Source organism: Allostreptomyces psammosilenae, from assembly GCF_013407765.1.
In the GTDB taxonomy this organism is placed as follows: Bacteria; Actinomycetota; Actinomycetes; order Streptomycetales; family Streptomycetaceae; genus Allostreptomyces; species Allostreptomyces psammosilenae.
On sequence record NZ_JACBZD010000001.1, the window covers coordinates 3,808,609 to 3,834,716 of the forward strand.

The following is a 26,108-nucleotide window of genomic DNA, read 5'->3' on the forward strand; positions in this document are numbered from 1 at the left end:
AGGCGTGGGCCACGGGCGCGGCGGGCGTGACGGTGGGACACGGGGATCTCGCTCCATGTGACCACGTCGGGGCGCGCCCGGCCTGTTCGGCGGGATCGTGCCCGGCCCGGTGCGCCGCGCGGACGGGCCTGGCGCGGACGGGCCCCCGCCCGGCCGGGTGCGCCGGGCGGGGGGCCCGCCGGGTGGGCCCGTGCGGGTGGGGGCGTCCAGCGGGACGCCCCCACCCGGCGTCAGCCTCCGTACGCCTCGGCGGCGTGCTCCTCCAGGGCCGCCTGGGCGCCCGCGACGTCGCTCGGGTTGGCGAGGAAGTCCTGGAGGTCCTTCCACTCGCCCTGTCCCTTGGTGCCGCCGAAGGCGGCGGGGGCCTGGTCGGACATGTCGAACCGGAAGTCGTCGCCGGCGTCGATGAGCGCCTGGGCGATGGTCCGGGTGGTCTCGTCCGCGTACGCCTCCATCTCCAGCGAGCGGTTCGGGGAGAGGAAGCCGCCGGCGCCGGCCCAGATGCGGGCGGCGTCGGGGGAGGCCAGGTAGGTGAGGAGCGCCTGCGCCGCCTCGCCCTCCGTCATGGCCACGGCCACGTCACCGGCGGTGACCACCGGCGGGGTGTCGCCGACCGCCGGGAACGGGAACACCTGGGCGTCCTCGCCGACCACGGCCTCGGTGTCCGAGGCGATCACGCCGGCCACGAAGTCGCCCTCGTAGACCATGCCGGCGCCCGGCGGGTCGGAGAAGGTCTGGGTGACGGAGGTGGGGAAGTCCGTCTGGAGGGCGCCCTGGGCGCCGCCGGCCAGCAGGGTGTCGTTGCCGAACAGCTCGCCGAGGGTCTCCAGCGCCTCGGTGACCGAGGGGTCGGTCCAGGGGATCTCGTGCGCGGCGAGCCGGTCGTACATCTCCGGTCCGGCCTGGCTCAGGTACACGTTCTCGAACAGGTCGGTGAGCACCCAGCCGTCGGCGCCGCCCACGGCCAGCGGGGGCGTGCCGGAGTCGGAGATGGTCTGGGCGGCGGTGAGGAACTCCTCCCAGGTGGTGGGCGGCGTGACGCCGGCCTGCTCGAAGACGGTGGGGCTGTACCACAGCGTCGACTTGTTGGCGGCCTTGAAGTACACGCCGTACTGCTCGCCCTCCCAGGCGCCGAGCTCCTTCCACCCGGTGCCGTAGTTGGCGTCCAGCGCCTCCTGGACGTCGGCGCTCACCGGCTGGAGCCAGCCCGACTCGGCGAACTGCTGCAGCACGCCGACCTGGGGCAGGAACGCCACGTCCGGCGGCTGCCCGCCCTCGACCCGGGTGCCGAGGAAGGTGGAGACGTTGTCCCCGGTGGGGACGTAGGAGGTCTGCGCGCCGGTGCGGGCGGAGAAGTCGTCCAGCACCTTCTGGAAGTTCGCCTGCTCCTCGCCCGACCAGATGGCGGCCACCTCGATGGTCTGGCCGGACAGGTCCGGCAGGCCGAGGTCGCTGGCCGGGGGCTGGGAGGTGTCGCCTCCCGCGCCGCCGCCGTCCGAGCCGCAGCCCGCCGCGACCACCATCACGGCCGAGGCGAGTAACGCCGCCCCCCACCGCCCGCGGCGCGTCGCCCCGTGCCCTCGTCGCTGCCCTACCCGGTCTGCACGCATGTGCGAGTCCTTTCGGCTGTTCGCGCCGCGGGACCGGCGGTGCCCTGACAACACCACCGGCCCTGCGCGCCCCCGTTGCCTTGCCGCCGATCACGTACGCCGGTGGCCCGGCCGCGTCGGGCGCGGTCGGTCGGCATGCCACCGGTGTGATGTGGGTCTCAGCGTCTTTTACTATGCCCACACAACAGGTGGCAGCAATAAGGCACCGGGATTAAGCGGCCGTTTCGTGATGAGCCCGTGATCACCGGCACAAACCTCCGCTGGAGGGATCGGCTCCGGATGTGTCGCGGCGGCGTCCCCCGGGTGGAGGAACGGTCGCCGCGGTGTGGCCGATCGGTGTGGCTGGTCGTGGGGTGCCGCCGCCCCGGCTACCGGGCACGGCGCGGGCGCCCCGTGCGGGGGCACCGCACGAGGTCGCCGTGCGGGGTCAGAGGAGCGGCGGGGCGGGGTCGGCGTCGAGCGTCTCGGCGGCCCGCTGCACGGCGCTGGCCAGCAACGCGAGGTCGGTCGGGCCGTTGCCCAGCTCCCGCACCGGGCGGCGGGCCGCCGGCTCGCCCAGGCGCCGCCAGGGCAGCGGCAGCACGGTGGGCCGCTCGGTGGCCGTGCGCGGGATCCGCCCGCCCACCCGGCCGGCCTGGAACGCCTCCACCCGGCCGTCGGCCCGGCGCAGATAGCCCCGCCCGGGGTGGGCGTCGGAGAGCGCCGCCGCGTCCGGCCGGTGGATCAGCGCCTCGGAGTCGGCGGGGTCCTCGGCACGCAGGGCGATCCGCAGCCCGGCCGCCCCGAGGAGCGCCCGGCCGGCGGCGTCGGCCGGGCGGGCGGTGGCCGCGACCAGGTGCACGCCCACCGCGCCGCCGTGCTCGGCCACCCGTCCCAGGGCGTGCAGCAGCGCGTCGGCGGCCTGCCGGGCGTCCGCGTCCGCCGGCGCCGTGGTGAGCGCGTCGACGTCGTCCACGACCACCACCAGTCGGGGCGGCGGCGCCTGCCCCGCCCCCTCCCGGCCGGCCGGCGTGGCGGGGGCCGTGCCGGCCGCGTCCGTCCCGGCGGCGGTGCCCGCACCGGCGGCGTCCGGCCCCGGGGTGGCCGCCGGCGGTGTGACGGCGTCGGGCCGCGGCCGGGGCGGCGGCACGACGGGCCCCGCGGGACGGGCGGCGCCGTGCGGGCCGGTCGGCCGGTCGGGGGTGGCCGCCCGCAGCGCGGCCTGCCGGCGCCGGCGCAGCTCGTCCAGGAGCGCCCGGGCGGCGGAGGCGACCCGCAGCGGGTCGGCCGCGTCCAGGTAGGTCGTCACGTGCGGCAGGTCGGTGCAGGCGGCGAGTCCCGAGGCCGGCTCCCGGCGCGGATCGGTGGCCGGTCGCGGCGCGGAGGAGCGGCGCTGCCCGGGCAGGCTCGCCCCCGCCGGGGCGTCGGCGTGGTGCGATCGGGGCGTCCCCGCCCGTACGTCGCCCCGGGCCGCCTGGGCCGGGATCGTCCCGGTCCGGCCGGCCCCCGCGGCGGCCCGGCGTATCCCGGAGGCGTCCAGCAGCACGAAGGACAGCCGGTCCGGCCGCTCACCGGCCGCCAGCGAGGCCACCACCGCCCGCAGCACCTCGGTCTTGCCCGATCGCGGCGCGCCACCCACCAGCAGGTGCGGCCCGTCCGCGACCAGGTCGACGGCGCAGGGCCCGTCCGCCGACCGCCCGAGCGTCGCCACCGCCCGGGGCGTCGGCGCGTCGGCGCCGCCCCCCGCCCCGGCCGGCGTGTCGTCCTCCGCCCCGCCCGGGGTGGCCGACCACCGGGCGGACAGCTTGGCGGGGGTGACCAGCTCCAGCCCGAGGACGTCGAGCAGGCGGACGGACTCCGGCAGCGCCTGGCCGGGGGAGGCGGCCGGCTCGCCGGGGCGCAGCGGCGCGAGCGCGCGGGCCAGCCGCTCCGCCCAGGCCGCGGAGACGGCGTCCACCGCGATGTGCTCGCCGCCCGGCCGAGCCGGTTCGGGCCCGTCCGCCAGGCCCCAGACGTCCTCGGCGTCCGCCGCGGCGAGCGCGGGGGAGGCGGCGCCGGCCGAGGCCCGCGGGCCTCCGGGACCTGCGACGGCGCCCGCGCCGCCCGTGCCGCCGGGGCAGCTCGCGCCGCCCGTGCCGCCGGAGGCCCCGGGAGCCGCCGGCCGCGCCGTCTCCGGGGCGGCGATCAGCTCCAGCTGGGTGCCCACCTCGCCGTGCACGGCGGCCACGGCACCGCACCGCGCGGCCAGCTCAGCGGCGGAGGGGGCGAGCAGCACGGGGTGGATGCCGGCGGCCGGCCCGTGCGCCACGAGCCGGCGGAGCGCGTCTGCCAGGCTCGGGCCGCCCGCCGGGGCGGCCCGCCAGGCCGTCCGGCCGCCCGTGTCGCGGTGGCCTCCGGCCGCCGCCTCCGCCCCGTCGGCCGGGGGCTCGTCGGCCAGCGGCACCGCGGCGAGCTCCCGCGCCGTGGCGTCGACCAGGACGACGGTGCGCCGGCGCCGCGCCGGGCGCCCCTCGGCCAGGCGCTGCAGCAGTTCCTCCAGCCGGGCGGCGGCCTGGCGGGCGTCGGTGGCCAGCAGCAGCCGGCAGTCCTGGCCGTCGGCCGGTCGCAGGTGCGGCAGCCAGCGGGTCCAGGCCCAGTCCGCGGCGTCGTCCGGCCGGGGACACACCACCACCAGCTGGAGGTCCTCCGGCGAGTACCAGGTGGCGCACTGGGCGAGGACCGAGCGCGCCAGCGCCACCAGCCGGGGGCGCTGGCCGTGGATGCCCAGCGAGCCCGCCCGGGCCAGCGGGACGGTCACCGGCCGGGGGGCCGTCCGCTCGGTGCCCCGACCGTCCCCGCCCCGCCCGGCCGCGGCGCCGTGCCCCGTACCGGCCGGCGCGCCGGCGATCGGCCCGCCACCGGGGCCGGCGGCGGGGGCGACCGGCGGGGCGCCGGCCGGGTCGGCAGTGCCCAGCCGGAGGCGGAGCGCGTCGTCCGGATCGGCCCCGCGCCGCCACAGCGTGGGGCCCGGGCCGAGCGCGGTCAGCAGCACCTCCGCGGCGTGCGGGGCGGCGGGGGAGTTCGCCACCTCCGGCGACCTGGCCGGGCCGCTCGGCGGCGCCGGCGGCGCGTCGGGACGCGGGGCGACGGGCGGCGGCGTGGGGCGTGCCCCCGGCGGGGCGGCGGCGGCCTCGCCGTACGGCCCGACCGGCGACGTCGCCCCGGGCGCCCCCTGCGGTCCCCGGGGCACGGGCCCCGGCCGACCGGCCGGCGGGAACGGGGCGGGGGCGGCCTCCGGGAACGGGCCGGCGGCGTCCGGGAACGGGCCCGGTCGGACCACCCGGGTGTCCGAGGCGGAGGCGTCGGCGCCGTCGGCGTCCCGTCCGGCGGGGCGTCGGACCAGGCCGCTGCGGGAGAGCAGGTCCCGGGCGATCCGCGCCGGCCCGCTCCGGGGACGCCGGCCGCGCCCCCGCGCCGGGTCCGGCTCACGGTCGGCCGCCGGGGACTGCTCGGGCGGCCGCGGCGCGTGCGGCCCCTGCGGCGAGCCGGAGGGCCGCGGTGGGTGGGACGGCTGGGCGGGGGCCCACGGCTCGTGGCCGTGACCGCCCCCCATCGGCCCGGCGTCGGCGTGCCGGCCCGCATCCGAGGGGGCCGTGCCCCACCGGCCCGTCTCCCCCCGGCCCGTCCCCTCCTGGTCCACCTCTCCCCGGTCCGCCTCCCATCGGGGCGGCACGCCGTGGCGGCCGGCGGCTGCGCCGGCGGCGCCGGCGGCGACCTGGCCGTCCGGGCCGCCGGGCCACCCGCCGGCCGGGTCCTCCGCGTCCTCCCCGCGGTCCGCGTCCTCCCCGCGGTCCGCGTCTTCCCCACGGCCGGCGTCGTGCTCGGCCGCCGCGGCGCCCCGCCGGAGGGAGAACCGCAGGTGGCCGGCGCCGTCGGGGTGCACCGGCGCCACCGGGTAGCGCCCCGGCGGGACCAGGGCGAGCAGCGACTCGCCGACCCGCAGCAGGGCCCGCCCCGGCAGCGGCACCGGCTCGGCGCCGACCGGCCGGCCGTTCACCGTCGTGCCGTTGGTGGAGCCGAGGTCGCGCACCACCGGGCCGCCGGGCCCCGCCGGCCCGGCCCCTCGGCCCGGTCCGGGGAGCCGGAGGGCCGCGTGCATCCGGGAGACGTCCGGATCGTCCAGCGGCACGTCGGCGTCGACCGACCGGCCGATGGTCACCTCCCCGGATCCGAGCAGGTGGATGCCGCCGGCGTCGGGGCCGGAGAGGACGTGCAACTCCGCCAGGTGACCACCGGGGCGGCCGAGCGCGGACGCCGCGTGGGGGCGGGGCCGCGGCTCCCGGGGGGCCGGCTCCCGGACGGCGGTGCCGGTGGCCGTGGCCGCGTGGGCGGCCGAACCGCCGGAGGCCTGCCCGGACCGAGCCGCCTCGGTGTACCGGCCGTCCGGGGAGTACTCGCCATCGGCGGCGTACTGGCCGTCCCCGGCGTACTGGCCGTCCCCGGCGTACCGGCCGTCCGGGGCGGCGTGGACGGTCGGCGCGGCGGAGGCGCGGTCGCGGGAGCGGGCGGCGTCGCCGGACGGCTCCAGCGTGAGCACGGCCCCGTCCAGCAGCGGGGGCAGACCGAGCGGGGCCTGAGGGGGCAGCGGCAGGTCGTCGTGGTGGAGCGTCGGCGGGGTGTGGGCGCCGCCGCGGCGTGCGGCGGGCACGCGGGCCGTGGCGCCGGCCGTCTCGGGCGATCCGCTGGCGGCCTCGGCGAGCGCGGTGGCCACCGCGCCGATCGTGGTGCCGGCCGGCGCGGTGACGAGCACGTCGGCCGCGCGTCCGGACCCGCCGACCACCGTCAACCGGATCTGCATTCCGTCAGCTCCCCTACCTGGCGGCGCCCGCCTCCGGCCCCGCCTGTGGTCCGGAGGTGCCCAGCGTGCGGTGCCGGGTCTCGTGGCTTTCCTGGCTCCCCTGGCTTCCCACGGGTAGGTGCAGCATCTTCGCACCTCCGCCCGGCTCCTGGTACGCCGTTAGGAAGCGCCTCGGCCATGTGCGGGTCGCGTCGCCGCGTCCCCGTGCCGGCCCCGGGGGCGCCCCCGGGGATCCGGTGGCCGGCGGGCGCCGGCCGCAGGGCGGGCGGGCCGGGCGGGAACCCCGGTGCGCCACGGCGCGTTCTGCGGGTCGGGGCGCCGACGGCCAGCGCCGACGGAGTCGTGGCCGTGCGGGTCACCCGCTCGGGCCCCGCGCCCCCTGCCGCGGGGCCCCGACCCGCGCACGCCCCGGGGAACGGCTCCGGAAGGTCTCCACGATGCCGTGACCGCGTGCCCACACCCGTCCGGACCTGCTCGAACCCGCTCGGAACCGCCCGGTTCGCGATCGGAACACCCCGAATCGGCGCCCCGTGGCCCCCGGGAACACCCCGGAAAGGTTCCGGGGAAGCATCCGGCTACGGCCTGATCCCTCGCCTCAGGTGGCGGTGCGGACCGTAGGGTGGGCGGAAGGCGTGCCGCCCGGGCGGAGAGGATTCCCCCGGAGGCGCGCCGGTGTGACGGCAATGACGGTTTCATGGCATCCGACGGCGTCCCGCCGGGCGATGGCATCCGCACGCGAGGAGCTTGTGAGTTGCGGCCGGTCGGCAGCAAGTATCTGCTTCAGGAGACGCTCGGGCGCGGCGCCACGGGAACGGTGTGGCGGGCGGAGGTCCGTGACGGCGGCGAGGCCGTCGCCATCAAGGTGCTGCGCGAGGAACTCGCCAACGACCCCGACGTGGTGATGCGCTTCCTGCGGGAGCGCTCGGTGCTGCTCCGGCTCACCCACCCCAACATCGTCCGGGTGCGCGACCTGGTGGTCGAGGGCGACTTGCTCGCCCTGGTCATGGACCTGGTGGAGGGCCCGGACCTGCACCGCTACCTGCGCGGCAGCGGCCCGATGAGCCCGGTCGGCGGCGCCCTGCTCACCGCCCAGATCGCCGACGCGCTGGCCGCCAGCCACGCCGACGGCGTGGTGCACCGCGACCTGAAACCGGCCAACGTGCTGCTGGCGGTCGGCGGCGGGCCGGACTCGGTGATGCGTCCGATGCTCACCGACTTCGGCATCGCCCGGCTGGCCGACTCACCGGGGATCACCCGGGCGCACGAGTTCGTGGGCACCCCCGCCTACGTGGCCCCCGAGACGGCGGAGGGGCGCGAGCAGACGTCCGCCGTGGACGTCTACGCCGCCGGCATCGTGCTGCACGAACTGCTCACCGGCCAGCCGCCGTTCACCGGCGACGGCCCGATGACCATCCTGCACCGCCACCTCACCGAGGAGCCGCGCCGCCCGGCCACCGTGCCCGACCCGCTGTGGACGGTCATCGAGCGCTGCCTGCGCAAGCGCCCGGAGGAGCGCCCGGACGCGGTCAGCCTGGCCCGCGCGCTGCGCGTCGTCGCGGACGGCCTGGCGGCGACCGCCAGCCCGGAGCAGATCGAGGCGGCGGCGGCCGTGGGCGCCCTGCTGGTGCCGGTGACCGCCCCGGTGGTGGTGCCCGGCACGGGCGTCGGCGGCGACCCCGGCGACCACGGGGTGCCCGGCTCGCAGGACCCGACCATGGTGGCCCCGACCACCCCGCCGGACGGCGCCACCCGGGTCTACTCGGGCTCCGCCGGCCTCGACGGGGACCCCTTCCGGGAGCGCGGCGGTCCCGTCGCCGCCGGCTCGGAGGACCGCACGCAGGTGATGCCCGCCGGCGCCCACCCCGCCGGTCCGGGCGGCCCCAGCGGCTCCCCGGCCGCCGACCAGAACGCGCCGCACCCGTGGCAGACCCAGCTGGACGCCGCCCGCCACCGGGCGGAGCAGACCGAGGTGTACCCGTGGGTCGAGGGCGAGACGCCCGACGCCGGACGCGGCCCGGGCCCCGGCGGCTACCCCGGCGCCCACCCCGGCGCCCACCCCGGCCCGGCCGGCCCGCCGCGCGGCGTCCCCGGCCCCCCACAGGGCGCCCAGCCGTCCGCCCCCTACGGCCCCGCGCCCGGCGCGCCCGACCACCCGGGCGGCGGCTACCCCGGCGGCTACCCGGACGGCGGCGGTTACCCCGGCGCCGGCCACCCGCAGGCCGCGCCGGGAGACCGAGCCGGCTACGGCTACCCCCCGCAGGCACCCGTGCCCGGCTCCGACCGCCGCCCCCGCCGCGCCCGGCAGGACTACCCGCCGGCCCCGCCGCCCGCCCCCGTCCCGGCCCCCGCCCCCGCACCCGTGCCGGCTCCGCAGCCGGAACGCCGCCCGGAGCCGCGCCCGCGCCGGGAACCGGCGGAGCCCGTCGAGCCGCGCCGGCAGCGTGCCCCCCGCCAGCGGATGCGACTCGGCTGCGCCGGCGGCTGCCTCCGCTCGCTGCTGGTGATGGCGGTGATCGTGGTGCTGGTGTGGTGGCTGACGCCCGTGCCGGAGTGGATCGCCACCGGCATCGACTGGTGGAACGACTTCACCTCCTGGGTGTCCGACGTCTGGCGGAACATCCAGGAGTTCCTGGGGCTGGTCGAGGAGGTCCAGGGCAACGTGGACGACCTCCAGCAGCAGGTCGACGACCTCCAGCAGAACCTGCCCACGGACCTGCCAGAGCTGCCGCAGGACCTCCCGCAGACCGGCTGAGCCGGGGCGGTACGCCCCCCGCGGCGCACGGCAGGGCGCGGCCGACCGACACCGGTCCGCGGCGCCCTGCCGTGCCGCGCGCCACGCCCGCTCCCCCGCGCCCTGCCCCCCCGCCCCGGCGGCCCGCTCACCCCCCGGTCATCCCCCCGGGTCACCCCGCGGCCGCGTCCAGCAGGATCCGGGCCAGTTCGCGCGGCCGGGAGAACATCGGCCAGTGCCCGGTGTCCATCTCCACCAGCCGCCAGCGCTCGCTGGTCAGCAGCCCGGCCACCACGTCGCTCGGCTCGGGGCCGTCCAGCAGGCACTTGACGTACGTCGCCGGAAGCGCGTCGAGCGGGCCGGCCAGCACGGCCGGCTCGGTCAGCGTGGCGCCCGGGTGCGGCGTCGCGCCGTCCACGATCCGCGCGACCTGCCCGTCGGTCAGCCCCTGGCCCGAGTACCCCGCCGCGGTCGGCGGCGCCCAGAAGCCCCCGTGCTCGGCGAACGAGGCCCGCAGCGCCGCCCTGCCCTCCTCCGACCAGCCGGAGGCGAACGACTCGCCGTCCACCGGAACATCGGAGTCGACGAACACCACCCTGGCCAGCCGATCGCCGATCCGCTCCGCGGCCTGCCCGACCGGGATGCCCGCGTAGCTGTGCCCGACCAGCACGACCTCGCGCAGATCCCTCCGCTCGACCTCCCCGACGACGTCCCGGACATGGGTCTGCTGCCCCGCCGGCACTCCCCGCCGCTCGGCCAGGCCGGACAGCGTCAGCGGATGGGCGCCGTGGCCGGCCGCCCGCAGCTCCGGCACCACCTCCCCCCACGCCCACGCCCCGAGCCACGCCCCCGCCACCAGCACGAATTCCGCCATACCCGCACCGTAACGCCCCCCTCCGACACCCACCCGGAGTCAGGACCTTCTGTACTGGCTGGCGCCCCGTCAGATAACGTCACTCGCTGTTCGGGATCGAACACGGACTGACGGGGGTGGCATGTCCAGAATCCAGGACGTCATGCGCGCAGGCACGCCGGCACCGGAGCCGCGGGCCGACGGCAGCACCGTAACCGTGCTGCGCAACGCCTACGGCGGGGGCGGCAGCGGCGCCACCGGTGACAGCTACGAGGTCGACCCGGCGGTACTCGGCATGTGTCGAACCGCCAGCGCGGCGATCGAGGGGGAGTTCCGCGGGATCGCCAACCAGGCGGAGGACGACACCGAAGCCGCTCGGACGGCGTTCCACGACTGGGCTCTCGGCCCGGCGCTCGGCACTGTCACCGAGAACTGGCAGCGGAAGGTGGGGCACCTGCAGGGTGTCATGGTCCACGTGTCCCAGGCCTTCGCGGCGTCGGAGAGTGCCTACTTCCAGGCCGAACAGGCGGCGGTGGACGGCATGACGGGGCAGGGGTGACCGCGATGAACCACCGGCAACTGCTGGAGGCGGACGTCGCCAAACTGGAGGCCGCGGCCGCGGCATGGGGCCGGGTCGCCGAAGGCGTGCGCTCCCTGGACGAGCGCATGGAGGCCGAGGTCATCGGACCGATGACGACCGGTGGTTGGACCGGTGAGGCGCAGGGCTACGCCCACGACCGGCTCCGGCAGCAGGACGAGCAGCTGACCGCGGCGTGCACCGAGGCAACCGCGATCGAGGACACCCTGCGGTGGGCGGCCGAGGAGATCGGCCGCCTGCGGACCGAGATGGAGGCCGTGGTGTCGGACGTCGCGGCGGCTGGGCTGACCCTGGAGAGCAACGGGGACATCACCTGGAACGTTCCGCCGGAGGCGTGGAGGCAGGACCCCGAACAGGCGGAGCGGACCAACCAGGAGTTCGCCGCGTCGGCGGGCGCCCTCCGGGCGGAGATGGACCGCATCCTCGGTGACGCCGCCGCCGTCGACGACGAGGCCGCGACCAAGCTGCGGGAACACAGCGCGGGTCAGGACGGCGTGAGCTTCAACGCCTCGGCGATCGGAGACCGTCAGGCGCTGGCCGAGCTACGGCGAGCCCTCGAGCTGACCGGCAGGGGCGCGGAACTCAGCCCGGAGGAGTTCGAGGAACTGAACTCGCTGCTGGAGGGAAACGCGGATGATCCCGCCTTCGCCACGGCCCTGATGAACCAATTGGGACCTCAGGGGCTGCTCAACTACTACAGCCTCATGGGCAGCGCCCAGTGGGGGCAGACCACCGACGATCCGGAGTACATCGAGTGGTACTCCAACATGCACGATCTCCAGCAGAACCTGGGCGCGCTGCTGGCCGCCGCCACGAACACCGAGGGCGTCCCGCATGTCGACGCGGCGTGGGTCACCGACCTCACCCTCCTCGGGGATGATCAGTTCGACGTCCTGGAACCCACCGGCACGGAGTGGCCCAACCGGCCGTACGGCTACCAGATCCTGTCCAACCTGATGCGGACCGGAGAGTACGACCCGGCCTTCCTGCTCCCGGTGGCGGAAGGAATGACGGCGTTCGAGGCCGGCGACCCCACGGCATGGCAGCCCGGGCGGGGCGACGGCGGTTTCAGCGGTGCCATCATTCTCAACTTCAGCGGTGACAGCGACGACTGGGGTTACGACCCGATGACCGGCCTGATGACGGCACTGTCCAACTCCCCCCAGGCCGCCACCGCGTTCTTCGCCGACGAGACCCCGATCGCGCTGCGGGACGGCGGGGAGGCCACCAACCTCGAGTACTTCCTGTCCCAACGGCAGTATCCGCAGGACGTGCGGTCGATGTGGGACGAGCAGGAGGGGGTCTCCGAGTTCCCGGCACGGGACGCCTTCGGTAACGCCCTCCAGGCGGCCACCACGGGCTACCCGCCAGGTGTCAGCCCGGAGAACGGGGGCTACCTGCGAACAGAACAGACGGCCGCGATCATGGATCGGGTGGTCGATCTGGTGGCGGACGATGCGACCCGTGTGCATCCGGAGACGAGCGACAGTTTCGCCGAGATGGGGCGGGCCTACATCGACCAGTTCAACAACGTGCTGGCGAGCGAATCCGGTGGGACGCCGCTCACGTCCGACGTGCCGATGGCGATGTCGCAGGGGCAGGCGAACGGATACCTCAACGCCGTCGCCAGCTACCCGGACGGCTTCGCCACCCTGCAACAGGCCCAGGACGTGTACGCCACCTGGGCGCTCGACCAGACGATGGCGAACCTGGGCACCTCCGAGTACGGCGACGAACCGGCCCTTCGTGTTGCCGACACGCACGGGCTCGTACAGGGAATTCTGGCTGATGGTCGTATCGAGCAGGAACGCGTTGACCTGAAACTCGCCGACCAGGAGTTCAACGAGGCAATCCAGCGGCGGCAGGATCTTGTCTCCGGTGGTGTGGAGCTGGTCATCGGCGCTGCGGAGACCGCCGTGCCCGTTGCGCGAAACCCACTGATCAGGGATGTTGTCGTCCCTGCCGTGACGGAGGGGATCAGCGGTGCCGTGGACTCCTTGATCTCGGACGGATTCAACAGTCAGATGCGAGATTCTTCTGCAGAAGCAGAGGCCTACCGGATGGAGTACTTCGAGTCCTCGGAAGTGTTCTCGACGAATGCCGTCGACGCGCTGCGGAGCATGCATCAAGAGAGTGGCGTCGAACAACCGGCGGACTTCTATGATCTACTCGCCCGTACGGCGAGTGGCGCGTACCGGGATGCTGCGGATGTCAGCGGCGGCTACGGTTTCACGCATCGCGGTCAGGATGAAATTGACGCGGGAGGGTGAACTGATGCGCATGGCACGGGCCCTGGCGCTTTTTATGGCACTGGCACCGGTGGTGGGTTGCCAATCCGGTGGGGTTTCCGATCAGTCCTCCCTTCCTCGTTGCTGGGGATTGCTTTCTGATGAGGACTTCGATGCGGTACTGCCGAACTCTGATTCACGCCAGCGCTCCTACAGTGAGAGTGGGACGTTGGAAGGTCTGGAGAGCGTCGGCAACGTCGCGGAGTGTGAGGCGAAGTACGGAACCCCCGGAGAGGATGGATACTTTGTCCGCGTGGCCCGTGACGACTATGTGAACCGGGCGGGCGAGCCGTTTCTCTCCGAGGTCGCAGGCCTCGGTCTCTACCGCCTGGACGTCGGTGGAATCGGAGGACTTGGTATCACTGGTTCCGGCGCGCTACGCGGAACGATCTTGTTTCCGTGTGAGACCGCGCGCTGGGAAGGCAAGGGGGCGGGGGCAGGGGTGAGCGTGTATTTCGACTCTGATGTCCCGGGAGAGAACGAGAGCGATCCCGCTTACCACGGTGATGCCGTATCGGTGGCTCACAAGCTTGCGCAAGGGCTGGCGGAGGCCCTGGAGTGCACGAACGACACGGGGCTGGACGTGTCGGAGGTCGAGATGACGTGGGTCGCCGGCGATGAACTCCTGCGGGAGTACCGTCCAGAGGCCGAAGCGCCGTCGCCGAGTGCCGAGGCGGTGCCGTCTCCCTGACGGAGGCGGAGGGCTGGTGCCCCGGCGGCTACGGGGGTGGCGCCTGCCAGTGTCGGGCTCCCGCTCCGCGGGAGCCCGGCCCTGGCGTTGGGGGCGTTGCGCAAGGGGGTTCGTTTCGCCTGTGGATAACGTTCGCCCCCCTTGTTCCATGGGATAGGTGATTGGGGGTGAGTTGCGCAAGAGGGGTTGTCCAAGCTGTGGATAACTTTCGCCCCCCTTGTTCCAAGGGATAGGCGAGCGGGGGTGAGTTGCGCAAGGGGGGTTTCCGGGCTGTGGATAACTTTGGACCCCCCTTGTTCTAGGGGTAAAGGGACGGGGGGCAGCTGCGCAAGGGGGTCTGGCCGCCTGGGGACAACCTGGGGCTTGTGGGGTGGCAGCTGATCGCTGCGATGACGACTGGGCTTTGTGGCGGCAGTAGGTCGTTGTGATGCCTTTGGCTCCTGTGACGGCGACTGCTCCCTGTGGTGAGTGTGGTCAGTGGAGCGTGGGCGGCCAGCCCGCCCAGCCCGCCCAGCCCGCCCCGCCCGGCCAGCCACCCAACTCGGCCAGCCCGGCGCCAGTCCGCCGTCCGGGTGGGTCGGGGTGCGGGGGAGAACCGGGGCTGGGTGGGGAGCGTCACCCCCGGTACCGTCAGGGCGTTGACCGGGTGGTTGGGGCATCTGCCGGACCACCCGCTGGTGACCACGGCGTGTCCGGCCCGCCGGGACCCGCCGGTTGACCGGCCCCGGCCCGGTATGGTCGTGGCGGATCGTCAACGCCTCCTCGAACGAACACGCGACACCGGACGGCACCTGGGGGTGCGCCCCGCGCCGACGCGGCGGCCCCCCACGAGGCGCCGCCAGGCGGGCCCAGCCCAGCCGTCCGCCGCCCTCCCGCCCCTCGCGGACGGGCCCTCGTCAGCGAGCTCACGGAGCAACGGAGCAGCAGCCTTGGCACGCAAGATCGGTAGCCGATACACCGCACAACGAGTGCTCGGCCGCGGCTCGGCCGGAACCGTGTGGCTGGGTGACGGGCCCGAGGGGCCCGTCGCCCTCAAGCTGCTGCGCGAGGACCTGGCCTCCGACCAGGAACTGGTCGGCCGCTTCGTCCAGGAGCGCACCGCGCTGGTCAGCCTCGACCACCCCTGCGTGGTCGGCGTGCGCGACCTGGTGGTCGACGGCAACGACCTCGCGCTCGTGATGGAACTCGTCGAGGGCCCCGACCTGCGCACCCACCTGGAGCAGGCCGGGCCGCTGGCCCCGCGCGCGGCCGTGTCGATCGCCGCGGACATCGCCGACGGCCTCGCCGCCGCGCACGCCGCCGGCATCGTGCACCGCGACGTCAAGCCCGAGAACGTCCTGCTGGACGCCTCCGCTCCACCCGGCCCCGGCGGCGCGCCGCGCGCCAAGCTGACCGACTTCGGCATCGCGCGCCTCGTCGACTCCCCGCGCCGCACCCGCGTCACCCGCATCATCGGCACCCCCGACTACCTCGCCCCGGAGATCATCGAGGGCCTCCAGCCGCGCGCCGCCGTCGACGTCTACGCGCTGGCCACCGTGCTGTTCGAGCTGCTCGGCGGCGCCACCCCGTTCGGCGGCGGCCATCCCGGCGCCGTGCTGCGCCGGCACGTCACCGAGCCCGTCCCGGTCGTCCCCGGCCTGCCCGGCGAGCTGGTGCGGCTGCTCACCACCTGCCTGGCCAAGGCGCCCGCCTCCCGACTGCGCGCCGACGAACTGCGCGACCGGCTCCGGGAGCTGGCCGCCACCCTCCCCGACCTGCCGCCGCTGGAGCCATACCAGCGTCCGTGGTCCGACGGCACGGAGGAGGACTACGACGGCGAGGACGACGTCCAGGACGACGCCGGGGACGGCGGGCGCCCGGGGCGCCGGGACGCCCGCGCGTCGGACCGCGACGGCGAGGTGATCGCAGCCGGAATAGGGGTGGGACGCGACCATCCGACCTCCCGGCGCGACACCCACCGCAGCCTGCGCCGCCCGGTCGGCCCGACCGACCTCGGGGCTGGCGCGGCCGGGGCCGCGGCGGGCCCAGGGGCCGGGGCCGGTGGTTCCGGGGCGTGGGACGGTCCCACCGCTTCGACGCCCTCCCGTGCGGCGGCGACCCGCCACGGCACCACCACCGGCGACGACGCCGGCGACACCGACGCCGCGCCCCGGACCGCCTCCGAGACCGGCTCCGAAACCGACTCCGAAGCCCACTCCGGCACCGCGTCCGGAACCCGCTCGGCGGCCCGCTCGGCCAGGTCGGCCGCCCGGGCCGAACGGCGCTCCGCCGTGCCCCTGGTCCCCGGCGCCAGCCCCGACTCCACCCACGACACCCACCTGCGGCTGCGCCGCCCCTCGGGCCCTCCGCCCGGCTACACCGACGGGCGCGTTCCCGGGCCCCGTGGCGTCCCCGCGCCGCGCGGCCGGGGTGGCGCCGGCTCCCCGCGGGTGCGCCGCCGCAGGCTCGTGCTGGCGGTGGTCCTGTTCGCCGTCGTGCTGGCCGCGGTCATCGGCGTCTCCCAATGGGCCGGCGACGACGCGGCCACCACCGGCGCGGGCGACCCGCAGCCCGTCCCCGGCAGCGCACAGGCGCCCGACGCCGGCAGCCCGCGGGCCACCCGCGAGGGCTCTGCGACGCCCAACGGCGGCGGTGGCGGTTCGGCGACGCCCGGCAGCCGGCCTTCGCCGACCGGTGGGAACGCCGGCTCGGCCGCGGGCACCACCGAGGGCGGGCGCGGCCCGGACTGGTCGGACTGGGCGCAGGTGCCCGAGGCTCCCGCGCGGCTGGTCGGCGGCCCGCGCGCGGTCGAGGCCGGCGGCGTGACCTACGTCTTCGCGCGGGACGACGCCGACAACGTCTGGTACGTCACCCGCGCCGGCGAGACCTTCGGCGAGTGGGTGCGGCTGACCGGGATAAGCGTCAGCGGCGACCCGGCGCCGGTGGCCATCGGCACCGGCCAGCTGGAGCTGTTCGCGCTGGGCACCGACCACATCCTGTACCGCCGCACGATGACCGGTGGGCTGTGGGGCCAGTGGTACCAGGTGGACACCGACACCACCTTCGACTCCTCGCCCGCCGCCGCGGCCACCGGCCCCGGCCGCATCCTGCTCGCCGCCCGCTCCGGCGACGAACTGCTGACCGCGGCCTACGTGGGCGACGCCCTGGGCGCCTGGTCGCCCGTTCCGGCCGCCGGGGCGATCAGCGGCGACCCGGCCCTCGCCGCGCGCGCCGCCGGCGCGGTCGACGCCATCGTGCCCTCCGCCGGGGGCGGGCTGCTGCGGGTGCCCTTCGCGGCCGGTGAGTGGGGCACGGCGGAGCCGGTCGGCGGCTCCTGGACGGCGGGCGCGGACTACGCGCCCGGCCTGCGGCCGGAGGCGCTGCCCTCGGCCGACGGCGGGCTGTACGTGTTCGCGCGGGAGGCCGACGGCGGCCTGCGGCAGGCGGTGCGGGATCCGGCGGGGGAGTGGCACACCGGCACGCTGGACGGGACGGCCACCGAGCAGGCCGTGGCGGCGGTCGCCCCGGAGGGCGTCCCGGCGCTGTTCGCCCTCACCGCGGACGGCGCGCTGGTGTACCGCACGGGGTGACGCGGACGGGGTGATGGCGGCGGGGCCGGCGAGGCCGGGCGTCCCCACGCGCTCCGGCCTGGGGGTTCTCGCGCCCTTCGGCCCTGGGCGCCGGCACGGTTTACCCTGTCCCCCGTGGCAGTAGAACCCTCTGAAGAGCTGAAGTCCCTCGAAACGACGATGCAGTCGATCGAGGCCGTCCTCGACCTGGACAGGTTGCGGGCCGACATCGCCGAATTGAACGAGCGAGCCGCCGCCCCCGACCTGTGGGACGATCCCGACCGCGCACAGCAGGTCACCTCCAAGCTGTCCAACCTCCAGAACGACCTCCGCCGGGTCGAGGCGCTGCGCGGGCGCATCGACGACCTCGCGGTGCTGTTCGAGCTGGCCGAGTCCGAGGACGACGCCGACACCCGCGCCGAGGCCGAGCAGGAGCTCGCGTCCGTCCGCCGCGCGGTGGAGGAGATGGAGGTCCGCACCCTCCTGTCCGGCGAGTACGACGCCCGCGAGGCCCTGGTGAACATCCGCGCGGAGGCCGGTGGTGTGGACGCCGCCGACTTCGCGGAGATGCTGCTCCGCATGTACCTGCGGTGGGCGGAGCGCCACGGGTACCCGTCGGAGGTCTACGAGACCTCCTACGCGGAGGAGGCCGGCATCAAGTCCGCGACCTTCACCGTGAAGGTGCCCTACGCCTACGGCACGCTCTCCGTCGAGCAGGGCACCCACCGGCTGGTGCGCATCTCGCCCTTCGACAACCAGGGGCGTCGGCAGACGTCCTTCGCCGGCGTCGAGGTGCTGCCGGTGGTCGAGCAGAGCGACCACGTCGACATCGACGAGTCCGAACTGCGCATCGACGTCTACCGGTCCTCGGGCCCGGGTGGTCAGGGCGTGAACACCACCGACTCGGCGGTCCGGATCACCCACCTGCCGACCGGCATCGTGGTGTCCTGCCAGAACGAGCGTTCGCAGATCCAGAACAAGGCCACCGCCATGGGCGTCCTCCAGGCCAAGCTGCTGGAGCGCAAGCGCCAGGAGGAGCAGGCCAGGATGGACGCCCTGAAGGGCGACGGCGGCAGCTCCTGGGGCAACCAGATGCGCTCCTACGTGCTGCACCCGTACCAGATGGTCAAGGACCTGCGCACCGACCACGAGGTGGGCAACCCGCAGGCCGTGCTGGACGGCGACATCGACGGTTTCATCGAGGCCGGCATCCGCTGGCGCAAGCAGCGCGAGCAGGTCTGATCCGAACCCCTCTGCCACCTCACCGCCCCCGTGGCCGGCGCGTCCGGCGACGGGGGCGGCGTGCGTCACGGGGCGGACCCTCCGTGCATGGATGCGGTTGATTCGTCACAGTCCTGTGCTAATCGCAGGGGCATACGGGGTTAATGGGACTAATCGTCTTTAGCTGGTCTTGACGCTCCGAGGGTGCCTGGGAAGGCTGATGCGCGAGATGTGACCGGTTCCGCGGCGCCGCTGCGGGCGCCGGGGCAGGGCTCCAGCCGTCGGACGCACGGCTCCAACACGTGTTCGCCCCACCCCTTCGGGCCGGTAGCCATCTCGTCGCAGGGCTGGTAAGGAGCAGTGGCGTCACCGGGCGCCCGCGCCTACCGGCCGCCTTCGAGCTGGGGGTACAGGACAGAGATGCACAAGCGCAAGACGCGACTGCGTGTCGCGCGGATCGCCGCCGGAGCCGTCTTCCTCGGTGGCGCCTCCCTGAGCATCGCCGGCGTGGCCAACGCGGTGGGTGCCGACACGGTCACCGACAACTCGGGTGGCACGGACATCAGCATCCAGGCGATCACCGGCGGCGGTGGCGATGCCGGCGGCGACGCTGGTGGGGACACCGGTGGCGACACTGGCGGTGACAACGGCGGTGACGCTGGCGGCGACACCGGTGGGGACACCGGTGGCGACAACGGCGGCGATGCCGGTGGCGACGCTGGCGGCGACAACGGTGGTGACGCCGGTGGTGACAACGGTGGTGACGCCGGTGGTGACAACGGCGGTGACGCCGGTGGTGACAACGGCGGTGACGCTGGCGGTGACAACGGCGGTGACGCCGGTGGTGACAACGGCGGCGATGCCGGTGGTGACAACGGCGGCGATGCCGGTGGTGACAACGGCGGTGACGCTGGCGGTGACAACGGTGGTGACGCCGGTGGTGACAACGGTGGTGACGCCGGTGGTGACAACGGCGGTGACGCCGGTGGTGACAACGGCGGTGGCGAGACCTCGGAGGGCTCGACCTCCGAGGGGGGCTCCAGCGAGGGCGGTTCCTCCCAGGGCGGCTCGTCCGCGGGGACGAGCGGCGGCGAGGTGTCGACCGGCGGCTCCACCACGGGCGGCGGCTCCACCGGCGGCTCCACGGGTGGCTCCTCCACCGGCGGTTCCGACGACTCCGACGACGCGAGCACCTGTGTCCTGAACGGGGACTCCGTCGAGTGCTCCGGCACCGGTGGTTCCACCGGCGGCGGCAACCAGCCCGGCACCGACCTGGTGCAGGAGGCGGAGGCCAACGTCGAGCTGGCGCAGACCGGCGCCGGGGAGACCATCGGCTTCATGCTGGTCGGTGCGGCGACCATGATCGCCGGTGGCGTCGCCTTCCGCGTCCTGCCGCGTCGCCTCGCGGGCCCGGCTACCGCCTGACGCGACATCCGGTACGCCCGTCCACCGAAGGCCCGAGCAACCAGCTCGGGCCTTCGCTCGTCTAAGTCCAGGACATGACAAGATGTCAGAATGGCTTCCGGCGGGATATCGGTGGTTTTTGCGGACTTGACCTGAGGCGCGATCAATTGAAGGCTGTCATGTGGTCATGACGGGGGAGTGTCGAACTCCCGCGAGCTCCGGGCCTCACGGGATGCGGAAGTGGGACGGCCGGATGTGCCTGGCGTCTCCCCGGTTCCGTGCGGGTGGGCAGGCCTTTTTCTCTTCAGGAAGGCCCGGAACGCCGTGCCGAACGTGGCTGTGCGCGGGGCTTGTGGCGACGTCCCGCCCGGTCGAGAGACGCCTCTCAGTCGCCAGAGCGCTATTCGAACCTATTTTCATGGGGGTACCTGAATGAAGAACCCAGAGACCCGGCGCAGGGTCGCCCGGGTCGTGGCTGCCGCCGCGTTCGCGGCCGGCGCCTCGCTGACCGCGACCGGTGGTGTCGCCTACGCCGTGGGCGAGGCCTCCGCGCCGGCTCCGGCGGCCGAGGAGCAGACCGCCGAGACCGGCGTGGAGCTCGCGGCCACCCTGCCCCTGGTGGGGGGCGAGGTCCGGGCGATCACCGGCGGCACCAGCGAGGGTGGCGGTGACCCGGCGGGTGGCACGGACCCGGCCGGTGGCGGTGGTGACCCGGCGGGTGGCGCCGACCCGGCCGGTGGCGGTGGTGACCCGGCGGGCGGTGCCGACCCGGCCGGTGGCGGTGGTGACCCCGCCGGTGGCACGGACCCCGCTGGCGGTGGCGGTGACCCGGCGGGCGGTGCCGACCCGGCCGGTGGTGGCGGTGACCCGGCTGGTGGTGGTACCCCCGGTGGCGGTGGTGACCCGGCTGGTGGTGGTACCCCCGGTGGCGGTGGTGACCCGGCTGGTGGTGGCACGCCCGGTGGCGGTGGTGACCCGGCTGGTGGTGGCACGCCCGGTGGCGGTGGTGACCCGGCTGGTGGTGGCACGCCCGGTGGCGGTGGTGACCCGGCTGGTGGTGGCACGCCCGGTGGCGGTGGTGACCCGGCTGGTGGTGGTACCCCCGGTGGCGGTGGTGACCCGGCTGGTGGTGGCACGCCCGGTGGCGGTGGTGACCCCGCTGGTGGTGGCACGCCCGGTGGCGGCGGTGACCCGGCCGGTGGTGGTACCCCCGGTGGCGGCGGCACCCCGGGTGGTGGCACCGGCACCCCTGGTGGCGGCGGTGACCAGAACGGCGGCGGCGACCAGAACGGTGGCGGCGGCGACCAGAACGGTGGCAACACCGGGACCTGCGTCCTCGACGGCGGCGACGTCGAGTGCTCGGACGGCGACGGCGGCCTGAACACCGACGGCAACACCGACGACGTCGTGGACGTCACCGAGGTCGACGGCGCCAACGAGCCCGAGACCCAGGGTGAGGCCGGCGGCAGCGCCCAGGCGAACGGCGAGCTGGCCAACACCGGTAGCGAGGACGTGGCCTTCCTCGTCGTCGGCTCGGCCACCATGCTGGCCGGCGGCGTGGCGCTGAAGGTGATCCCGCGCCGTCGGGTCGGCGGCGGCGTCGCCGCGGCCTGATCCCGTTCCACGCGCCGTGACGGCAGCCGCGCGACGGCCGTGACGGCACCCCGCGACAGCCGTGACAACGGCGAGGGGCCCGGGAGAGTGATCTCCCGGGCCCCTCGCCCGTTCGTCTTCTCGCGTCAGGCCACGGCCTGCCGCACCACCAGCGTCACGGCGAGCAGCGCCACGAGCAGCGCGATCAGGGCCGCCGGGCTGACGCCGCCGAGCATGCCCTGCTGCTCCAGGTACTGCCGGCTGTTCCGGCACACGCCGCAGCGGCCCTCGCTCACCGGGCCGGCGCAGTTGGCGCACACCAGTCGGTCGGACGTCATACGCTCTCCTTCTCGACGTGCTGTGCCCAACGAGTGCGGCGGTCCCGTTGTTCCCGGTACCAGCCGGTTCGTCTCCGGTACTGGCCGCGTCGGCCGGATCAGGCTGACGGACGCCACGTCGGCGTCCCTGCCTCCACTGTGCCAGGTTTCCGCGCCCCGGTCGCGCGAGCCGGCGGATTCGACCGCTCACTCCAGCGGCGATGGCCCCGGAAACGCACATCCCGCCCGTTCGTTGCGGTAAATCGCCCGTTCCGTAATCTACTCGTGATTCATGGTTGATGGGCTGCATCCTCGACGAGGGTGTGCGCCGCCGCACCCCGGCGCCGTATGCTCCCAGGCGTCCCGGGCGCATCCGCTGCCCGGCTCGGGCGGCCCGCCCCCTCCTCGGAGCGGGTTGTGCACCATCCGGACCGCCGTGACCTTCCCCCTAGACTGGCCTCCCGTGATGCAGCCGTGATCCGATTCGACAACGTCTCCAAGACCTACGCCCGGCAGAAGCGCCCGGCCCTGCAGAACGTCTCGCTTGAGATCGAGAAGGGCGAGTTCGTCTTCCTGGTCGGTACCTCCGGCTCCGGCAAGTCCACCTTCCTGCGGCTGATGCTGAAGGAGGAGCGGCCCACCACCGGGTCCGTGCACGTCCTCGGCAAGGACCTCGGCCGGCTGTCCAACTGGCGGGTGCCGCACTTCCGCCGGCAGTTGGGCACGGTCTTCCAGGACTTCCGCCTGCTGCCCAACAAGACGGTGGCGCAGAACGTCGCCTTCGCCCTGGAGGTGATCGGCAAGCCGCGCGCCGCCATCCGCAAGACCGTCCCCGAGGTGCTCGACCTGGTCGGCCTCGGCGGCAAGGAGGAGCGGATGCCCGGCGAGCTCTCCGGTGGTGAGCAGCAGCGCGTGGCGATCGCCCGGGCGTTCGTCAACCGCCCGCTGCTGCTGATCGCCGACGAGCCCACGGGTAACCTCGACCCGCAGACCTCGGTCGGCATCATGAAGCTCCTGGACCGCATCAACCGCACCGGCACCACGGTGATCATGGCGACGCACGACCAGGCGATCGTCGACCAGATGCGCAAGCGGGTCATCGAGCTGCACCACGGCCAGCTGGTCCGCGACCAGTCCCGTGGCGTGTACGGCTACCAGCACTGAGCCTCGGCGCCGCTCCCCCTTCCCCACCGGCGTCCCGGTCCTCGTCTCCGCGGCGCCCCGACCAGCTAGGACATCATGCGGGCCCAGTTCGTCCTGTCGGAGATCCTCGTCGGCCTCCGGCGCAACCTGACGATGACCTTCGCGGTGATCGTCAGTGTGGCGCTCTCCCTCGCCCTCGCCGGCGCCGGACTGCTCGTGCGCGAGCAGGTCTCGCAGATGCAGTCCTACTGGTACGACCGCGTCCAGGTCTCCCTCTTCCTGTGCAACGAGAACGACCAGAACACCTCGCCGGAGGTGTGCGGCGGCGGCGCCGTCACCGACGAGCAGCGCGAGTCCATCCGGGCGGACCTGGAGAAGCTGCCGGTGGTCGAGGAGGTGCTCTACGAGAGCCAGGAGGAGGCGTACGAGCGGTACAAGGAGCAGTTCCCGGACTCCCCGCTGGTGGCCAACGTCTCCCCGGAGACCATGCAGGAGTCCTTCCGGGTGGCGCTGAAGGACCCGACCCAGTACGAGGTCATCACCAGCGCCTTCCAGGGGCGTCCCGGCGTGCAGGACATCATGGACCAGCGCGACACGCTGGAGCCGCTGTTCAACATCCTGACCCAGCTGACCTGGGCCGCGCTGATCGTCATGCTGTTCATGCTGGTCGTGGCGGTGCTGCTGATCGTCAACACGGTCCGGGTGTCGGCGTTCAGCCGGCGCCGGGAGACCGGGATCATGCGGCTGGTCGGCGCCTCGAACTTCTACATCCAGATCCCGTTCATCATGGAGGCGGCGTTCGCCGGTCTCATCGGCGGCCTGCTGGCCTGCGGCTTCATCGTGGCCGCGCAGCAGTTCATGGTGGAGGGCCGGCTGCGCGAGTCGGTGCCGCTGGTGGACTTCATCGGTTGGAGCGAGATCGTCCGGGTGCTGCCGCTGCTGGTGGTGTTCGGCGTGCTGATGTCCGCGGTGGCGGCCTTCCTCACCCTGCGCAGGTACCTGCGGGTCTGAGCGGGCCCGACCGGCCCGACCGGGGTCTCAGGGGCGGGCGGTCCGTTCGAACGGGGCCCGCCCCTCGCCCGTCCGGCCACGCCCCGCCGGTGGCCGGCGGCGCCACACCGGGCCCCGGGTGCCCTAGCATGCGGCACATGTCCGGTTGTCTTCGACGCTGCCGCCAGGGGGCGACCCTCGCCGCCGCGTTCGGCGCCGCGGTCGCCATGGGCGCGGCCACCGGCGCCTGGGGGCAGGGCTCGGCCGAGGTGGCCGGCGCCCAGTCGCGCCCGGCCGTGGTGGACCGCTCCGAGTCGCAGGTGGCCCGTGGGGACGAGCGCCCCGCGCTGCTCGCGGGCGCCTCGCCGCGCGCCGCGGACGGCGTGGACGGCGCCGACGGCGCGGTGGAGCCGTGGGGCGCCACGGTCACCGGGACCGGGGAGGCGTCCGGCCTGCGCGGCCTGGAGGGGCTGGAGCTGACCGCCGAGGAGGCGCGGGCGCTGATCGCGGCCAGCGGTGACGAGTGGGCGGCCTACTACGACCCGGAGCGCTTCGAGAGCTTCGAGTCCTCGCTGGAGGGCCACTACACCGGTGTCGGGCTGTGGGTCCGGCCGGACGACGGTGGCCGCACGGTGCGGATCGACGGGGTGCGCCCCGGCGGCCCGGCGGCGCGCGCCGGGGTGGTCGAGGGGGACCGGCTGCTGGCGGTGGACGGCGTGCCGGTGAGCGGTCTGGCCTCCACCGAGGTGGTGGCGCTGCTGCGCGGCGGGTCCGCCGACTCCGGGGCGGGCAGCGCGGTGGCGCTGCGGCTGGCGGGGGCGGACGGTGCCGAGCGCGAGGTGAGGCTCGTCCGTGAGCTGCTGTCCAACGGGGACGTCGCGGTGGACCGGCTGAGCGGCGGTGTGACCAGGATCGCCGTGGAGACCTTCTCCTCCGGGGTGGCGGCCCAGGTGCGCGAGGCGATGCAGCAGGCCGGGCGGGACGCGGAGGAGGCGGCGGACGCGGCCGTCGGCCACGGCGGCGTCGTGCTGGACCTGCGCGGCAACTCCGGCGGGCTGGTGAGCGAGGCGGTGGCCACCGCCTCGGTGTTCCTGGACGGCGGCGTGGTGGCGCTCTACGACGGTCCGAACGGGCTGGAGGAGCTGCGCGCGGAGCCGGGCGGGGACGCCCGCACCCCGCTGGTGGTGCTGGTGGACGGCGCCACCCGCAGCGCCGGCGAGCTGGTGGCGGCGGCGCTCCAGGACCGCGGCCGGGCGGTGGTGGTCGGCTCGACGACGTTCGGCAAGGGCACCGTGCAGGAGCCCAGCACGCTGGCGGACGGCTCGGTGGTGGAGCGGACCGTCGGCGAGTACTTCGGCCCCCAGGGGCGGCGGGTGGACGGCGTCGGGGTGCGGCCGGACCTCCCGGTGGAGCCGGGGGAGCCGGCGGAGGTCGCCGAGCGGCAGGCGCTCACGGTGCTGGCCGGCCTGGCGCCGGCCGGCTGACCGCCCCGGCCGGCTGACCACCCCGACCGGGAACGGGACGCGAGCGGCGTGCCGGGCTTGACCCGGTTAAGGCGATGGCCCCGAGCGGGCCGGATGCGGGACAATGATCCGCATCATGGCCAAGATGAACGCGAACCAGAAGGCGAAGCTGAGGGCCAAGGAGGCCGGGCGCACGCTCGTCGCGCAGAACAAGAAGGCGCGGCACGACTATCTCATCAAGGACACCTGGGAGTGCGGCCTGGTGCTGATGGGCACCGAGGTGAAGTCGCTGCGGGCGGGTCGGGCTTCGCTGGTCGACGGCTACGCGGAAGTCAAGGACGGCGAGGTGTGGCTGCGCGGGGTGCACATCCCGGAGTACTCGCACGGCACCTGGACGAACCACGCGGCGCGCCGCCCCCGCAAGCTGCTCATGCACCGGATGGAGATCCACCGGCTGATCGGCAAGCTGAAGGAGTCCGGCCTGACGCTGGTGCCGCTGTCGCTGTACTTCGTGAATGGGCGGGCGAAGGTGGAACTTGCCCTCGCCCAGGGAAAGAAGACCCACGACAAGCGGCAGGCACTGGCCGAGGCGCAGTCCAAGCGGGAGGCGCAGCGGATGATGGCCTGGCGCAACCGCCGGGTGTAGCCTCGGTGGGGCCGGGAGGTGCGGACCGTGTGAGCGGCCTCACCGCCGGGCGGCCCGGCGGAATCCGACCGTGGGCGGGAATGAACTGGACCGTCCCCGCGTTGGAACCGTACGATGGCAACCAGCACGAACCGGTGCGATGGCCTCAGGCTCCGGAGCCCTTTGCAAGAGGGGCACACGGGTGAGCCGTTCGGGT

General features: G+C 74.9%; 16 protein-coding genes and 1 pseudogene. 13 read left to right on the forward strand and 4 right to left on the reverse strand.

Annotated features, from left to right (window positions below; genetic code table 11):
* Positions 1–230 precede the first annotated feature (230 nt).
* Together FHU37_RS15805 and FHU37_RS15810 are read right to left on the reverse strand one after the other, a co-directional pair.
* Complete coding sequence (locus tag FHU37_RS15805; protein WP_179814818.1) at positions 231–1,610, reverse strand: ABC transporter substrate-binding protein; 1,380 nt, start codon at positions 1,608–1,610, stop codon at positions 231–233.
* A gap of 427 nt (positions 1,611–2,037) precedes the next feature.
* A complete protein-coding gene (locus tag FHU37_RS15810) occupies positions 2,038–6,426 on the reverse strand; it encodes an FtsK/SpoIIIE domain-containing protein (RefSeq protein WP_179814819.1) in 4,389 nt (1,462 codons plus the stop codon).
* Positions 6,427–7,177: 751 nt separating this feature from the next.
* Here FHU37_RS15810 and FHU37_RS15815 point away from each other — a divergent pair.
* Positions 7,178–9,178 carry a serine/threonine-protein kinase gene (locus FHU37_RS15815; RefSeq protein ID WP_246449918.1) on the forward strand — a complete coding sequence of 667 codons (2,001 nt, stop codon included), beginning with the start codon at positions 7,178–7,180 and terminating at the stop codon, positions 9,176–9,178.
* A gap of 151 nt (positions 9,179–9,329) precedes the next feature.
* Here FHU37_RS15815 and FHU37_RS15820 read toward each other — a convergent pair whose 3' ends face one another.
* Positions 9,330–10,031, reverse strand: coding sequence for an alpha/beta fold hydrolase (locus FHU37_RS15820; protein ID WP_179814821.1), 702 nt, complete (start codon positions 10,029–10,031; stop codon positions 9,330–9,332).
* Between the two features lie 121 nt (positions 10,032–10,152).
* On the opposite strand from FHU37_RS15820, the gene FHU37_RS15825 reads away from it, so the two are divergent.
* From FHU37_RS15825 to FHU37_RS15855, 8 genes and pseudogenes are all read left to right on the forward strand, one after another.
* Positions 10,153–10,569: a hypothetical protein gene (locus FHU37_RS15825; protein WP_179814822.1), complete on the forward strand. Its 417-nt coding sequence runs from the start codon at positions 10,153–10,155 to the stop codon at positions 10,567–10,569.
* Complete coding sequence (locus tag FHU37_RS15830) at positions 10,566–12,878, forward strand: DUF6571 family protein (RefSeq protein ID WP_179814823.1); 2,313 nt, start codon at positions 10,566–10,568, stop codon at positions 12,876–12,878. The genes FHU37_RS15825 and FHU37_RS15830 overlap by 4 nt, the downstream gene beginning before the upstream one ends.
* Positions 12,879–12,882: 4 nt before the next feature.
* Entirely contained in the window at positions 12,883–13,587 is a 705-nt protein-coding gene (locus tag FHU37_RS15835) for a hypothetical protein (RefSeq protein ID WP_179814824.1), read from the forward strand.
* Positions 13,588–14,516: 929 nt separating this feature from the next.
* Positions 14,517–15,719: pseudogene (locus tag FHU37_RS27500) on the forward strand (serine/threonine-protein kinase); the annotation flags it as partial.
* 342 nt (positions 15,720–16,061) lie between these two features.
* The gene (locus FHU37_RS29665; RefSeq protein ID WP_512699027.1) at positions 16,062–17,156 is read left to right on the forward strand and encodes a DUF8189 domain-containing protein; all 1,095 of its coding nucleotides are present in this window, start codon (positions 16,062–16,064) and stop codon (positions 17,154–17,156) included.
* A 114-nt stretch (positions 17,157–17,270) separates the two neighbouring features.
* Positions 17,271–18,377 (forward strand): peptide chain release factor 2, encoded by a 1,107-nt coding sequence (prfB, locus tag FHU37_RS15845; RefSeq protein ID WP_312892628.1) that lies wholly within the window; start codon positions 17,271–17,273, stop codon positions 18,375–18,377.
* Positions 18,378–18,776: 399 nt separating this feature from the next.
* Complete coding sequence (locus FHU37_RS15850; RefSeq protein ID WP_179814826.1) at positions 18,777–19,781, forward strand: hypothetical protein; 1,005 nt, start codon at positions 18,777–18,779, stop codon at positions 19,779–19,781.
* 411 nt (positions 19,782–20,192) lie between these two features.
* Positions 20,193–21,374 (forward strand): hypothetical protein, encoded by a 1,182-nt coding sequence (locus FHU37_RS15855; protein ID WP_179814827.1) that lies wholly within the window; start codon positions 20,193–20,195, stop codon positions 21,372–21,374.
* 125 nt (positions 21,375–21,499) lie between these two features.
* Here FHU37_RS15855 and FHU37_RS15860 read toward each other — a convergent pair whose 3' ends face one another.
* Positions 21,500–21,691 (reverse strand): hypothetical protein, encoded by a 192-nt coding sequence (locus FHU37_RS15860; protein ID WP_179814828.1) that lies wholly within the window; start codon positions 21,689–21,691, stop codon positions 21,500–21,502.
* Positions 21,692–22,144: 453 nt separating this feature from the next.
* Here FHU37_RS15860 and ftsE point away from each other — a divergent pair, with 453 nt between their 5' ends.
* The 4 genes from ftsE to smpB all read left to right on the forward strand — a co-directional run bounded on the left by ftsE (position 22,145) and on the right by smpB (position 25,912).
* Positions 22,145–22,834, forward strand: coding sequence for a cell division ATP-binding protein FtsE (gene ftsE / locus FHU37_RS15865; protein WP_179814829.1), 690 nt, complete (start codon positions 22,145–22,147; stop codon positions 22,832–22,834).
* Positions 22,835–22,909: 75 nt separating this feature from the next.
* Positions 22,910–23,824 carry a permease-like cell division protein FtsX gene (gene ftsX / locus FHU37_RS15870; protein ID WP_179814830.1) on the forward strand — a complete coding sequence of 305 codons (915 nt, stop codon included), beginning with the start codon at positions 22,910–22,912 and terminating at the stop codon, positions 23,822–23,824.
* 137 nt (positions 23,825–23,961) lie between these two features.
* Complete coding sequence (locus FHU37_RS15875; RefSeq protein WP_179814831.1) at positions 23,962–25,287, forward strand: S41 family peptidase; 1,326 nt, start codon at positions 23,962–23,964, stop codon at positions 25,285–25,287.
* Positions 25,288–25,402: 115 nt separating this feature from the next.
* A complete protein-coding gene (smpB, locus tag FHU37_RS15880; RefSeq protein ID WP_179814832.1) occupies positions 25,403–25,912 on the forward strand; it encodes an SsrA-binding protein SmpB in 510 nt (169 codons plus the stop codon).
* The last annotated feature ends 196 nt before the right edge of the window (positions 25,913–26,108 follow it).

Coding starts and splice junctions, on each gene's coding strand:
- FHU37_RS15805 (WP_179814818.1), bottom strand. CDS start 1,610: ATGCGTGCAGACCGGGTAGGGCAGCGACGAGGGCACGGGGCGACGCGC.
- FHU37_RS15810 (WP_179814819.1), bottom strand. CDS start 6,426: ATGCAGATCCGGTTGACGGTGGTCGGCGGGTCCGGACGCGCGGCCGAC.
- FHU37_RS15820 (WP_179814821.1), bottom strand. CDS start 10,031: ATGGCGGAATTCGTGCTGGTGGCGGGGGCGTGGCTCGGGGCGTGGGCG.
- FHU37_RS15825 (WP_179814822.1), top strand. CDS start 10,153: ATGTCCAGAATCCAGGACGTCATGCGCGCAGGCACGCCGGCACCGGAG.
- FHU37_RS15835 (WP_179814824.1), top strand. CDS start 12,883: ATGCGCATGGCACGGGCCCTGGCGCTTTTTATGGCACTGGCACCGGTG.
- FHU37_RS15850 (WP_179814826.1), top strand. CDS start 18,777: ATGCACAAGCGCAAGACGCGACTGCGTGTCGCGCGGATCGCCGCCGGA.
- FHU37_RS15855 (WP_179814827.1), top strand. CDS start 20,193: ATGAAGAACCCAGAGACCCGGCGCAGGGTCGCCCGGGTCGTGGCTGCC.
- FHU37_RS15860 (WP_179814828.1), bottom strand. CDS start 21,691: ATGACGTCCGACCGACTGGTGTGCGCCAACTGCGCCGGCCCGGTGAGC.
- ftsX (WP_179814830.1), top strand. CDS start 22,910: ATGCGGGCCCAGTTCGTCCTGTCGGAGATCCTCGTCGGCCTCCGGCGC.
- FHU37_RS15875 (WP_179814831.1), top strand. CDS start 23,962: ATGTCCGGTTGTCTTCGACGCTGCCGCCAGGGGGCGACCCTCGCCGCC.
- smpB (WP_179814832.1), top strand. CDS start 25,403: ATGGCCAAGATGAACGCGAACCAGAAGGCGAAGCTGAGGGCCAAGGAG.